We start from the raw sequence: 12,155 nt of genomic DNA, 5'->3' as shown, positions 1-12,155 counted from the left end.
AGACACCGGAGATATCCGTACGGTTGCCGCGCCCGGGCAAAATAGTCGGATTTCCCGGCCTGCGGCGCCATGTGCGCACGTACGACATCCGCTTCCCGCCGGGCGGGCCGTCGCGGCGCCGGACGTCGCAGGCGTCACGGTTTCGGCTGCGGGGTGGGCTCCGCGAACAGCCCCTGTGAGGAAGGCGCCGCAAGGAGGACGGATTCCGCGACGGCGGTGCGGGCCGAACCGCGCGCCCTGGACTGCATCCACCGGTGCGGAGCACGAGCGAGAGGCCCGGTGGCGCAGCGTCGGTGCGGAGCGCGAGTGAGAGGCCCGGTGGCGCAGCGTCGGTGCGGAGTCAGGACCTTCCGGAGTCCTCGCCCGCGTCCCCACGAGCAGCGTCGCCGGGTTCTTCCGCGGCCGCCGGGTCGAGAATCCGCATCAGGAAGTTGCGGGTGCGCTCGTGCCGGGGATTCCCCACCACCTGCTCCGCGGGGCCCTGCTCGACGATCACACCGCCGTCCATGAACACCACCCGGTCGGCCACCTCCCGGGCGAAGCTCATCTCATGGGTGACGACCATCATCGTCATGCCCTCGGCGGCCAACACCCGCATCACGGCGAGCACGTCGCCCACCAGCTCCGGGTCGAGTGCCGAGGTCGGCTCGTCGAAGAGCATCACCTCCGGCCCCATCACCAGCGCCCGTGCGATGGCGACGCGCTGCTGCTGTCCACCCGACAACTGTGCAGGGAACGCATCGGCCTTGTCGGCCAGCCCCACCCGTTCCAGATTCTCCCGCGCCACGGCAGCCGCCCGCGCCTTGTCCCGTTTCAGGACCCGTCGCTGCGGCAGCGTGAGGTTCTCGGTCACCGTCACATGGGGGAAGAGATTGAACTGCTGGAAGACCATGCCGATCCGTCGGCGTACGGCATCGATGTCGACATCGGGGTCGGTGACCTCCGTGCCGCCCACGAAGACCTTCCCCCGGGAGGGCTCCTCCAGCAGGTTCACACACCGCAGCAGCGTCGATTTGCCCGAGCCCGACGGCCCGATGACACACACCACCTCGCCGCGGTCGACGTCCAGATCGATGCCCCGCAGCACGTGGTTGTCACCGAACGACTTGTGCAGCCCCCGGACCTCGACCTCCGGCCCACCCGCGCCGCCCCGGTCTCCCGTCGTCGCCGTCTTCTCACTCATCCCGTCGTCATCTCGCCTTCTCCGTGCGGGCTTCCAGCCGGCGTACGACAAAGCTCAAAGGAATCGTCACCAGCAGATAGCACAGTCCCGCGACCAGGATCGGTGTGGAGTTCGCGGTCTGACTGGCCAGGTCGCGGCCGAACTTCGTCAGTTCCCGCTCGTTCAGTGTCACGCCCAGGAACAGCACCAGCGAGGAGTCCTTGAAGAGCAGCACCAGCTCGTTCGTGAGCGGGGGGATGACGATCCGGAACGCCTGCGGGATGATCACCGACACCATGGCGCGCGCATGTGAGAAGCCCAGTGAGCGCGCTGCCTCCATCTGTCCCTTCGGTACGGCCTGGATCCCCGCCCTGATGGTCTCCGCCATGTACGCGGCGGCGACCAGCCCGAGTCCCAGTGCGACCTTGCCGTACACCCCGCCGGGAATCTCGGTCCCGGGAAAAGCCAGCGGCACCGCCACACCGACGAAAATGAAGATCAGCAGGGCGGGAAGACCGCGGAAGAGCTCGATGTAGACACTTGCCACCCATCGGTACGGTGCCACCGAGGACAGCCTCATCAGCGCGACGACCAGCCCGAGCACCAGCCCGAAGAGGAACCCTGACAGCGTGTAGACCACGGTGTTGCGCAGGGCGATGGTGATGATGTCCGGGAACAGCTCGCTCGCGAGATCCTTCTGCGCGAACTGGTTCTGCAGCCGCCCCCAGTCCGCCAGCACGGCCACCGTGACCACCGCGGCGACGAAGACGGCGTACTGAATGCCCTGCGAGACGCGACGTCGCTGCCGTCTGGTCAGCCGAGAGGTCACGACTGCCCCTGGGGCAGCGGCCCGATCCACTGCTCGTACAGCTTGTTGTACGTACCGTCCGACTTGGCGTCCGCGATAGCCTTGTTGATCGCTGCCAGCAGCTTCGAGTTCCCCTTCTTGACGGAGAAGCCGTACTGCTCCCCAGTCTCGATGCTCTGGCCGAGGACGAACGCGTCGGCGTTGGCCTTGTCCTTCAGCCAGCCCTGGACGACGGGGTAGTCGATCACCACGGCCTCGACCTGACCGGTGCGCAGTCCGTTCAGCACGGCATCCGAACTCTCGAACGCCACCGGATCGAAGCCCTGCGACTTGGCGTAGCTCTCGCCCGTCGTCTCCGCCTGCGCGCCGAGCTTCGCCTTCTCGGCCCTGACGTCGGCGAGCGACTTCACGCCGCTCTCCCTGGTCGCCAGCAATGCCTGTGTGGCGTCGAAGTACGGGACCGAGAAGTCCACGTTCTTCTTGCGTTCGTCGGTGATCGTCATACCCGCCGCGGCGAGATCGCACTCGCCGGAGTTCAGAAAGGCTCCGGTCTTGAAGTTCTCGAACGGTGTGTCCAGGATCTTCTGCTCGACCTTGAGGTCCTTCGCGACCAGATCGACGAGCGCGACATCGAACCCGACCACCTTGCCGTCCCGCTCGAACTGGAAAGGCGGATAAGGAAGATGGGTGCAGGTGGTCAGCTTCCCCTTCTCCACCACGGGCACACCGCCCGCGGCCTCCCCCGGCCCCCCGTCACCGGACGAACAGCCTGTGGCGAGCAGCAACCCGGCCGCGGCTGCGCCGGCCGATGCAAGGGCACGGACACGCTGGGCACGATGGCCGCCGGCAGACCTGGACATGATCGACCTCCAAGGACGCTGGGCGGCGGTGCGTTGGCAGACCGCCGACCCATGATCGTAGGACACCGGACGCGCGACGTCGCGGCTCTACCCAGGTTGTCCGGTTCCTGCGTTCCCGGCACCCCCTGCGTCCCGGGATTCTCTGGCGCATGAGTGACCCACATTGCTCCAAGTGCTGCCCGGTGGAGCCCCCGGCCCCTGCGGCACCCGAGTCACTGCCGCCCGGAGCCCTCGTCGCCGTACTCCTCGCAGCCCTGGTCATCGGTGGTGGCTGGCTCGCGGTGGTGTGGGCCGGCATGTCCCTGTTCCCCGGCTGATCCCGGGGGCAACCCGTCGGGTGTCCGGTACCCGCTGTCTGCGCCCACCGCGATGGACCGCGAGGTCCGGGCAGCGGGGGCGCCGGTACGCCGTACCGCGCGTGGCCTGCCCGGATGGCGTCCGGGTGACCGTCGTCGGCACGCATCGAGCCGGCCCGGCCGGAGCGTCCGGAGCTGCCTATCGTGAGCCCATGGACCTGGATGGTGATCTCGACGGGCTGGACAGGGACGGGCTGATCGCAGAGGTGAGGCGGCTGCGCGCGGGCATCCGCGCCCACCGGGACAGCTCCGGGCACGAGCTGTGCTGGCACCATCCGCAGCTCTGGGGGCTGCTGCCGGAGCGCATCGAGCCCGATGTGGCGGTGCCGCCGTGGCCGAAATTCCTACGCGGCTGCGTCCGATACCGCGAGTCCCTCGATCTCCGGCTGCCGGATGCGCGTGTGCACGACAGGGAGTTCGGCGAGTAGCCGTCCCCGTGCCAGGGCCCGGCTGCTTGCCTCGACTGCCGCACCCCCCGCCCGGGTCTGCGCACCCCCGCCCGGGTCCTGCCTCGGACGCGCTCGGTGACCGGGTCGGCCGGTCGGTCGGTCGGCCGGTTCGGTCGATCCGCTCAGTCGACCGGCCAGGTGTGGGCCGGAGCATTGAGATGCATGTAGTCGATGTACTGCTGTGTCATCAGCCGCAGTGCCTCGTGCTGGTCGACATGACTGGTGTCGGCGATGTGATGGAACATCTCCGCCTGCCACACGGCGCCGTTCCGGGTGGTCACGCACCGCTGCTCGATGATGCCCAGCAAGGGTTCGCGCCACGCCGCGTCCATTCCGGACAGCTCGAGGCCGCGGTGCGCCAGCGGCAGCAGCCGTCGCAGTACGAGTTCGGCCACGGGCACCTCTCCCATCCCGGGCCAGTACAGTCGCGCGTCAATGCCGTGCCGCGCCGCTGCGTGCAGATTGTCCTCCGCGACCGAGAACGACATCCGTGACCACACGGGCCGCTCCTCCTCCACCAGGGCGCGCGTCAGCCCGTAGTAGAAGGCGCCGTTGGCCAGTACATCCGCCACCGTCGGCCCGGCGGGCAGCACGCGGTTCTCCACCCGCAGGTGCGGACGGTTGTTGGCGACGGCGTACACCGGGCGGTTCCACCGGTAGATGGTGCCGTTGTGAAGAGTCAGTTCGCCCAGCTCGGGGATGCCGCCACCGTCGAGGGTCCCGAGCGGATCCTCCTCGTCGCACAGTGGCAGGAGCGCGGGGAAGTAGCGCACGTTCTCCTCGAAGAGGTCGAAGACGCTGTTGATCCACCGCTCACCGAACCACACTCTCGGCCGCACCCCCTGCACCTTGATCTCTTCGGGCCGGGTGTCGGTGGCCTGCTCGAACAGGGGGATACGCGTTTCGCACCACAGCTCCTTGCCGAACAGGAACGGCGAGTTCGCCGCCAGCGCCACCTGTACGCCCGCGATCGCCTGCGCTGCGTTCCAGTAGCCGGCGAACTCCTCCGGTGCCACCTGCAGATGGAACTGTGTGCTGGTGCACGCGGCTTCGGGCGTGATGGTGTCCGCGTACGTGCGCAGCCGTTCCACTCCGTCCACCGAGATCCTCAGATCCTCGCCCCGGGCGGCGAACACCTGCTCGTTGAGGAGCCGGTAGCGCGGATTCTCGGACAGGGCCGTCTCGCCCACGTCATGCTGGCGCAGCGTCGGCAGAATCCCGACCATGACCAGATGGGCCCCCACGGCCGCGGCCCGTTCCTCGGCATGGTTCAGGGCGTCCCTGATCTCCTTCTCCCAGGCATCGGGCCCCCCGGCGATCAGCTGCCGCGGAGGTATGTTGATCTCGAGATTGAACCGCCCCAGCTCGCTCGACCAGGCCGGATCCGCTATCGCCTCGAGCACGTCGGTGTTCCGCATGGTGGGTTCGGCGGCTCCGTCCACCAGGTTCAGCTCGATCTCGAGGCCCACCTGGGGGCGCTCGGCCTCGAACCGCTCCTCGCGCAGCATCTGCGCAAAGGCGTCCAGGCACAGCTGCATCTTGTTCCGGTATCGGCGGCGGTCGTCGCGAGTGAACACCAGCGCCGGGACATCCCGTCCCATCTGCCCTCCCGAGTCTCCTCGGCCGCACCCCCACCCCCCAGCGTCCCACTACCCGTCCGTCCGGACCACCTTTGGGCCAGGTTCTCGATCTTCGCGACATGGCTCGGCCCGGGCCTGACCGCCTGCCGTCAGCGGACCCGCACGGCGATTCCCGGGTAGTCCAGCGGGAGTCCCGACCGGTCGTGGACGAGGCGGCACGCGAAGTCGAAGACCGGGGCGCTGTAGTCGTACCGCCGGTGCCCGGCATCATCGCTCGTGCGGGTGTAGAACTGTTCGAGCCGCTCGACGGCGAGACCGGAGGTGCGTACGTACGCTGCCGGAGCCGGGGTCCGGGCGCCGGCCGCGGGCTCCATCCGGCGCACGGGCAGCGCATTGGTCACGACCGAGGCCTCCAGGTCCACGTCCCGGCAGCCGTCGAGGTGGGGCGCGACGGTGCCGTCGACCAGCCAGCGGCCCGGTCCGTTGCTCTCCAGCGTGACGGAGTGTGCTCCCCCGGGCGACCGGCCCCGCACCCGGGCGCTCCTGGTCACCCAGGCGTCGTCGAGGCGGATCGCGTACTCGACGGCGGAGACGTCGTCGTTCTCGACCGCGGTCGTGTATCCCTCGATGAGCCAGCCCTCCCCCAGGGGCTGGAAGAACGCGACCTCGAACCCCGACCGGGCAGTGTGGTGCCGCCAGGCGGCGGTAGCGGGCGGAGACGCGAAGGGCATGGTTCCCACCCTGACATGTCGCGGTTCCGGAGCGTGCTGCCGCGCGCCCGTCCATGCGCACGAGCTGCTGCGGATGGTCGCACCCCTGTTGGCCGAACCTTCGCCGATCCGCCTTATATGTCGGATTTCATCGGCGATGAATGCTTTTTCTCAGTACGGCCCGTTGACGTTGTCAATGGACCCGTAGCGCTTGGCTGCGTAATTGCAGGCTGCGGTGATGTTGGCAATTGGGTCATAGATGTCCCATGAAGTGCCATCCACGTGGTATGTCCGAAATGTGGGGTCAATGACCTGCATGAGGCCCTTCGACGGAATGCCTGCCTTCGCGTTCGAGTCCCACAGGTTGATGGCGAACACATCACCGCTCGACTCGCGCATGAGGTTCCGGTGGATGCCGTCGTAGCTTCCGGGGATTCCCTCGGCCTTCATCACCAGCAGTGCATGCTTGATCCAGACATCGAGTCGCTGCGGGCTGGCCGGAGCCGCCGCGGCCGGGGTGGGGAGGACCGCCGTCGTCACTCCGAGCAGGACGGCCGCGGTGGCGGTGCCGCCGGCGAGCCGCCTGAAGATCTTCGACTTCGCCTGCTTCGGGAGGATGGAAACTCGCATGAGTCGCCCTTTCATGTGAATTTTCTGATGGTGATCCCATGCAAGGCGGTTCATCAGGGAATGGGAATTTCCGCCGGGGTTTCCCAGGATCCGAGTGGGGCGCTTCTGCGGCAAGTGTCTTTTTTGTGATTGCCACCACAAGTGCATCAAATAGGTCGTGCCCGATTTGCCTCTTTTATCTGAATGGATGTCCCTCTGGAAGCCGGGGAAGGATCACCGGTGCCGGGCCGGGCGGCATGGGCGTGCCGGTCGGGCCCGGTCCTGGACTGCCGGGCCCGACCGTGACGTCCGGAGCGGCGACGACTCCTCGCGGTCAGTGCGAGGTCCGGGGGGCCATTCGGAACCTCTGTGCACAGCTGAGACTGACCGTGTCGGCGAAGGCGTGTGCGAGAGCCGTGAGGTTCTCCCAGCGGCGTACGGCCCACCCCACCGGTAGTTGCGGCAGGTCGGGAATGGGCAGGAAGCGCACCGGACCGGCGTCGCTGTCAGGGCGGGGGACGGGCAGGGCGGGTACGACGGCGTGTCCCAGGCCGAGTTCGGTCAACAGGATCGCGGTGTCCCAGTCGGCGACGCTGGGTTCGGCGTTCACATGGATCCCCAGCTCTGCGAAGGCCGTGTCGAGATGAGCTCTCGAGGTGGAGGTCTCCGGCAGTCGGATGTGCGGGACGTCCACGAGTTCGGCGGCCTTGACATGAGGGAGGCCGGCGAGCGGGTCGTCGGCCCGGACGGCCAGCACCCAGGAAAGCTCGACGACGGGGCGTTGTTCGATGCCGCGGACCGGAGGCCCGATGGTGACCCAGGCCAGGTCCACGTCGTCGGAGGCGAGTGCGGCGAAGCAGTTCCGGCTGGAGCTTTCCGTCTGGAACTCCAGGCTCGCCCGGGGATGGCGGCTGCGGAAGTCGACGACGGCGTCCGCCATGAAGTGCCGCACGGTCGTCGCACCCGTCGCCACCCGCACGGAGCCCGCCTCACCACGTGCGAGTTCGTCGAGCCGGCGCAAGGCGAGGTCCAGGCCGGCGATGCCGTCGGCCGCGGCGGCTTGCAGGAGGCGTCCGGCCTGCGTGGGGACGACGCCGCGCGGCTGCCGGTCCAGGAGCCGTACTCCTGTTTCCCGTTCCAGACGCCTCACATGCTGGCTCACCGCCGACTGTGTGCAGGAGAGCTCCCGGGCGACGGCGCTGAGGCTTCCCGTCCGGCACACCGCAACAAAGACACGTAGATCATCAAGGGTCACGGACCCAAGCTAACCCCAAGCAACACCTCGGGTCGGGCCAACAAAATCCTAGGATTGACTTGGATCTGATGGATCGTCGATGATCACTTCGGGTCCCAAGGGCGGCAACCCGCCCCGCTTTCCCCGTCGAGGTCCGGACCGATGGCGAGGGGGCGCGGGGTGGGTGCCGACCCGCCACAGGACGGTGATGTCGCGCGCTGAGGGACCACTGCGGCCGCGCATCCCGTCCGGACGGCCCACTGTCCGGTCGGCCCACTGTCCGGACTCCGTGCGGTCGGAGCCGAGACGGCCGCAGGCGTTCGTTGCCGTCGGACACCACTATGACGCTGGTGCGGGCGGGTGGGACGTGCCGGCAGGGTGACGACATCCGCGGCGACCCCGGCCCGGTCAGGGCGCGGACAGCACGACGAGGTCGTAGCGCTCGACAACGGCGACCGGATGTGCGACCGGCTCGGCCCGTGCATCGGCCTCCAGGCGGGCGAGTCCGGCCCGGAATTCCTCGGCGGTGAGCTGGGTGAATTTGGACTGCGGCCGTGTCGTCATGCGCGTGTGGTACTCCCGCACACCGGCGCTCACCGGCCTGGCGAAGGAGGTGACCGTCCGTACGGTGAAGCCGGCAGAGGCGAAGTCGGTGAGGATCTGGTCCCGGGACGGGAAGCGACGTTCATCCAGTTCGCGCAGACGCGGCCAGTAGTCGTAGACGAGGGCGTCCAGCTGCTCCCGGAACGTCGTCCGGATCACGGCGACGCCGCCGGGGCGCAGGATCCGGGCCAGTTCGTGTGCCACCGCGGTCCGATCGGGCAGGTGGTAGATCACGCGGGACAGGAGGGCCAGGTCGAACAGTCGGCTTCTGCAGGGCACGGCCTCCGCAGTGCCCGCGACGTAGTGGACGGACGGATGGCGACTGAACCGGCGGGCCTGGGTGAGCATCGGCACGGAGGCGTCGACCCCCAGGACCGTCGACGCGTTCAGCCGGCGTGCCATCGCCGAGCAGAACATGCCGGTGCCCGCTCCGATCTCCACGATCGCCGGTGCCGGACGGCTGTTGAAGGAACCGATCAGGTGAGTCCAGTCCGCCAGCGAGCGCTCGGGCATCTCGTTGCCGCCGTGGTACGCGCCCGCCAGCCGCTCGTCGTCGTGGATCCTCATGCCCCGATGCTGCGTGTCCCCGTCGTCTGAGAGCAAGTCTTCTAGCTTTTCGACGAGTTGTGGTGCTGCGGCTCCCTGGGCCAGGACATGGCCCTCAGATCGAGTGCGTAACTCGTCGCCGGGCGGCCGTCGAGCGTGATGTCGCCGGTGGGCACAAATCCCGTCCGAACCAGCACGGTTCGCGAACCCGTGTTGTCGAGCGTCGTGGCGGCCCGCAGCCCGGTGAGGGCGTACTCCTCGGCTGCCAGGGCGCACACCTTCCGGACGGCCGTGGTGGCCAGGCCCTGACCCGCGGCCTTCTGCGCCATGCGGTAGCCGAGTTCGGCCCACCCGTCGGACAGGTCGATCAGATTGACCCTTCCCAGGATCTCGTCGGCGTCACCCACGAGCACATGGAAGATGCACGCTCCGGTGGCCTGTTCGGCCAGCAGGGCGCTGTGCCGCGCGTCGAACCCGGTGAAGTAGTCATCGCCACGGTCCGGGACCGAAGCCGCGAAGTAGGCCCGGTTCTCCCGTTCGAACGCAAGCAGGGCGTTCGCGTGGTCAGCGCGAAGGCGCTGGAGTTCTGGCATGGATCAACCCTACTCATGCGTACGCCCGGGCGGGTCGCCGGACCCGTCCCGGGCGTACACCGGACCTGTCAGCAGATGATGTCGAGTGCGCCGGGCCGGACCCTCACCGTGACGGGCAGTGTGGCCTCGACCTCGCCGTCCGCGCCGTAAGGAATGGCCCGGTCGGCAGCGATGCGGATCTCCTTGCCCCGCAGGATCTCGACCTCGGGGCGGGCCAGGTGCGCGCCCGTCTTGAGCTCGTTCATCATGGTGAAGAACAGGCGCTTCGGCGCGTGCTTGATCACCACGACATCCAGCAGACCGTCGTCGAGCCGCGCGCCCGGGGCGACGTTGCGGCCGAAGCCGTAGAAGCCCGAGTTGGCCGCCACCACTGTGTAGCCACGCCTCTCGTGAGGCACCCCGTCCACGGTGATGTGGTACTCGGCGGGCCGCCAGGTGGCCACGGCCCGCAACCCCCCGGCGTAGTACGAGGCAGCGCCACGCAGCAGCCGGGACGTGTTGGCGTACCGGTTGGCGACTGCGTCGACCCCGGCGTACACACTGCCCAGCACCGTCACGCCGGGGTGAACGGCGGATTCGACCTCGATGGTGTCGACCGCCCGCGGCGAGCCGGTCAGCAGCAGCTCGGCCAGGGCGGTCGGGTCGGTGGGAAGCCCCAGAGCCCGGGCGAAGTCATTGCCCCGCCCGGCCGGGACGATGCCGAAGACGGACTCCGTGCCGCTGAGCGCGCCGCCGACACACCCCACTATCCCGTCACCGCCGACGGCGAGCACGACGCGTCCCTGCTCGCCGGCCGCCCGCGCCACCTCGCGGGCGTGCTCCAGGCTGCGGCTGTACTGGGTGTCGAGCTGCGCCCCTGCCTCCCGGAGGAGACGGGCCAGCAGCAGCAGGGACGCGGTGCCACTGGACCCCCCTGCGGTGGGGTTGACGACCGCGGTGAACTGTCGCATGAGTGCGCCTCCGGAGGCAGGGCGGGACGGGCCGGGCGGAACGGGAAAGCCGGTCAGCGGACGGGGATGAGCACGCCGGGGTTGAGGATCCCGGCCGGATCGACTTCGGCCTTGACAGCCTGCAGGACGCGGACGCCGACCGGCCCGATCTCCTTGGTGAACCAGTCACGGTGGTCGGTCCCCACGCCGTGATGATGGCTGATGGTGCCGCCGGCCGCCAGGATCGCGTCGCACGCGGCGCTCTTGGCCGGTGCCCAGTGGGCGACCGGGTCCTCGCCCTGTGCCGAGACCACGGTGAAGTACAGGGATGCGCCGTTCTCGTACACATGCGAGATGTGGCACATCACCAGCGGCGGCGTTCCCGCGTCGGTCAGCGTGTGGGTGAGCGCCTGGCGTACGGCGTCGTAGAGGGCCGGGACGGCGGACCAGAACGCGGCGGTCTCCAGGGTCTCCGCGAACGCGCCGGCGTCCAGGAGCGCGTCCCGCAGGTACGGGGCGTTGTAGCGGCCGTGGGCCCAGCGCTCGCCCGGCTCCTCGCCGACGAGCTCGCCGCCGCAGGCGAGGAGCACCTCACGGGCGCGGGCGCGCCGCTCGGCGGTCTCCTCGGCCGTGCCCTCGTACCCGGCGATCGCCATGCATCCGGCCTGCTGAGGAGCCTCTGCGCTGCCGATCTCGTCGGGCTGGGCCAGCCCGATGAACGTCTCCGTCTCGTCCGACAGCCGCAACACGGTCGGCCGGGGGCCGTCCTGGGCCAGCTTGCGCAGCGCCGCGGCCCCCGCCTCGAAGGACGCGAAGCGCCAGCCCTCGTAGACACGGGTTTCGGGCAGCGGTCGGATGCGTACGGTCACGGAGGTGATGACGCCGAGTGCGCCCTCGGAGCCGAGCACCAGCTGGCGCAGATCCGGACCGGCGGCCGAGCGGGGCGCGCGCCCCGTGTCCAGCGTGCCTTCGGGAGTGGCGACCACCAGGCCCATCACCATCTCGTCGAAGCGGCCGTAGCCCGCGGACGCCTGGCCGCTGGAACGGGCTGCGGCGAAACCGCCGATCGTCGCCCACTCGTACGACTGCGGGAAGTGCCCCAGGGTGAAGCCCTGCTCATTGAGCAGCGCCTCGGCTGCGGGCGCCCGCAGCCCCACCTGCAGTGTGGCCGTGCGGGAAACCTCGTCGAGCGCCAGCAGCGAGTCCAGTCGGCGCAGGTCTAGCGCGATGAAGTCGCGCTTGCCCTCCGGTGCCAGACCGCCGACGACGGAGGTTCCGCCACCGAACGGCACTGCGGCCAGGCCGTGCGCGGCGCAGGCGGCCAGAACGGCCACCACCTCGTCATGGCTGCCCGGCAGTACGACGGCCGCCGGGACGTCGTCGACCTCTCCGGCCCGGATGCGCAGCAGGTCGGGGGTGGACTTGCCCCGGGTGTGGCGGATTCGGCTCTCGGCGTCGGTACGCACATGCGTCCCGCCGCCGACGCACTCCGCGAGGGCCTGATGGGCATCGGCGCTCAGCGCGGACTCGGGGACGGCGATGGCGTCGAGCGTGGCCGGGCCGGCCTCACGCGGCGTGACGCCGAGCAGGTCGCGCAGGAGTCCCGTCACCGAGTCGGGCAGCGGTGCCGCCTTGGCCGGGTCTCCCCAGCCGCTCCACAACATGTCCACTTTGGCTGTTCCTCACCGTCGGTTTGGCCGGGCGTCGTCCACGCGG

At 69.2% G+C, this 12,155-nt stretch carries 13 protein-coding genes; 2 read left to right on the top strand and 11 right to left on the bottom strand.

The features are described from left to right. Positions 1-340: 340 nt before the first annotated feature. The 3 genes from AC068D_RS31555 to AC068D_RS31545 are packed head-to-tail and all read right to left on the bottom strand — an operon-like array spanning position 341 to position 2,830. On the bottom strand, positions 341-1,183 hold the full coding sequence (locus AC068D_RS31555) for an amino acid ABC transporter ATP-binding protein (protein WP_478826541.1): 843 nt from the start codon (positions 1,181-1,183) through the stop codon (positions 341-343). A 7-nt stretch (positions 1,184-1,190) separates the two neighbouring features. Further along, a complete protein-coding gene (locus AC068D_RS31550) occupies positions 1,191-1,991 on the bottom strand; it encodes an amino acid ABC transporter permease (protein WP_478826540.1) in 801 nt (266 codons plus the stop codon). After that, a complete protein-coding gene (locus tag AC068D_RS31545; protein ID WP_478826539.1) occupies positions 1,988-2,830 on the bottom strand; it encodes an ABC transporter substrate-binding protein in 843 nt (280 codons plus the stop codon). The genes AC068D_RS31550 and AC068D_RS31545 overlap by 4 nt, the downstream gene beginning before the upstream one ends. Positions 2,831-2,979: 149 nt before the next feature. Here AC068D_RS31545 and AC068D_RS31540 point away from each other — a divergent pair, with 149 nt between their 5' ends. Continuing rightward, complete coding sequence (locus AC068D_RS31540) at positions 2,980-3,147, top strand: hypothetical protein (RefSeq protein WP_478826538.1); 168 nt, start codon at positions 2,980-2,982, stop codon at positions 3,145-3,147. Positions 3,148-3,338: 191 nt separating this feature from the next. Beyond that, on the top strand, positions 3,339-3,614 hold the full coding sequence (locus AC068D_RS31535; protein ID WP_478826537.1) for a hypothetical protein: 276 nt from the start codon (positions 3,339-3,341) through the stop codon (positions 3,612-3,614). 143 nt (positions 3,615-3,757) lie between these two features. On the opposite strand, the gene AC068D_RS31530 is transcribed toward AC068D_RS31535, so the two are convergent. From AC068D_RS31530 to AC068D_RS31495, 8 genes are all read right to left on the bottom strand, one after another. Then, positions 3,758-5,236, bottom strand: a complete 1,479-nt coding sequence (locus AC068D_RS31530; RefSeq protein ID WP_478826536.1) for a glutamate-cysteine ligase family protein — start codon at positions 5,234-5,236, stop codon at positions 3,758-3,760. Between the two features lie 128 nt (positions 5,237-5,364). Then, complete coding sequence (locus AC068D_RS31525) at positions 5,365-5,946, bottom strand: putative glycolipid-binding domain-containing protein (RefSeq protein WP_478826535.1); 582 nt, start codon at positions 5,944-5,946, stop codon at positions 5,365-5,367. Between the two features lie 150 nt (positions 5,947-6,096). Continuing rightward, positions 6,097-6,555, bottom strand: a complete 459-nt coding sequence (locus AC068D_RS31520) for a transglycosylase SLT domain-containing protein (protein ID WP_478826647.1) — start codon at positions 6,553-6,555, stop codon at positions 6,097-6,099. A gap of 313 nt (positions 6,556-6,868) precedes the next feature. After that, positions 6,869-7,789, bottom strand: a complete 921-nt coding sequence (locus AC068D_RS31515; protein WP_478826534.1) for a LysR family transcriptional regulator — start codon at positions 7,787-7,789, stop codon at positions 6,869-6,871. Positions 7,790-8,176: 387 nt separating this feature from the next. Further along, positions 8,177-8,938: a class I SAM-dependent methyltransferase gene (locus AC068D_RS31510; RefSeq protein WP_478826533.1), complete on the bottom strand. Its 762-nt coding sequence runs from the start codon at positions 8,936-8,938 to the stop codon at positions 8,177-8,179. A 41-nt stretch (positions 8,939-8,979) separates the two neighbouring features. Beyond that, positions 8,980-9,510, bottom strand: coding sequence for a GNAT family N-acetyltransferase (locus tag AC068D_RS31505; RefSeq protein WP_478826532.1), 531 nt, complete (start codon positions 9,508-9,510; stop codon positions 8,980-8,982). 68 nt (positions 9,511-9,578) lie between these two features. Beyond that, the gene (locus AC068D_RS31500) at positions 9,579-10,460 is read right to left on the bottom strand and encodes a diacylglycerol/lipid kinase family protein (RefSeq protein WP_478826531.1); all 882 of its coding nucleotides are present in this window, start codon (positions 10,458-10,460) and stop codon (positions 9,579-9,581) included. Positions 10,461-10,513: 53 nt separating this feature from the next. Next, positions 10,514-12,109 carry an FAD-binding oxidoreductase gene (locus AC068D_RS31495; RefSeq protein ID WP_478826530.1) on the bottom strand — a complete coding sequence of 532 codons (1,596 nt, stop codon included), beginning with the start codon at positions 12,107-12,109 and terminating at the stop codon, positions 10,514-10,516. Positions 12,110-12,155: the final 46 nt, after the last annotated feature.

The sequence above is a fragment of the Streptomyces sp. NPDC043861 genome (assembly GCF_056435905.1).
Note: the sequence above shows the minus strand (reverse complement) of the source record. Positions and strands in the feature narration are given on the sequence as shown.

Coding starts and splice junctions, on each gene's coding strand:
- AC068D_RS31555 (WP_478826541.1), bottom strand. CDS start 1,183: ATGAGTGAGAAGACGGCGACGACGGGAGACCGGGGCGGCGCGGGTGGG.
- AC068D_RS31535 (WP_478826537.1), top strand. CDS start 3,339: ATGGACCTGGATGGTGATCTCGACGGGCTGGACAGGGACGGGCTGATC.
- AC068D_RS31510 (WP_478826533.1), bottom strand. CDS start 8,938: ATGAGGATCCACGACGACGAGCGGCTGGCGGGCGCGTACCACGGCGGC.
- AC068D_RS31520 (WP_478826647.1), bottom strand. CDS start 6,555: ATGCGAGTTTCCATCCTCCCGAAGCAGGCGAAGTCGAAGATCTTCAGG.
- AC068D_RS31525 (WP_478826535.1), bottom strand. CDS start 5,946: ATGCCCTTCGCGTCTCCGCCCGCTACCGCCGCCTGGCGGCACCACACT.
- AC068D_RS31500 (WP_478826531.1), bottom strand. CDS start 10,460: ATGCGACAGTTCACCGCGGTCGTCAACCCCACCGCAGGGGGGTCCAGT.
- AC068D_RS31545 (WP_478826539.1), bottom strand. CDS start 2,830: ATGTCCAGGTCTGCCGGCGGCCATCGTGCCCAGCGTGTCCGTGCCCTT.
- AC068D_RS31505 (WP_478826532.1), bottom strand. CDS start 9,510: ATGCCAGAACTCCAGCGCCTTCGCGCTGACCACGCGAACGCCCTGCTT.
- AC068D_RS31530 (WP_478826536.1), bottom strand. CDS start 5,236: ATGGGACGGGATGTCCCGGCGCTGGTGTTCACTCGCGACGACCGCCGC.
- AC068D_RS31540 (WP_478826538.1), top strand. CDS start 2,980: ATGAGTGACCCACATTGCTCCAAGTGCTGCCCGGTGGAGCCCCCGGCC.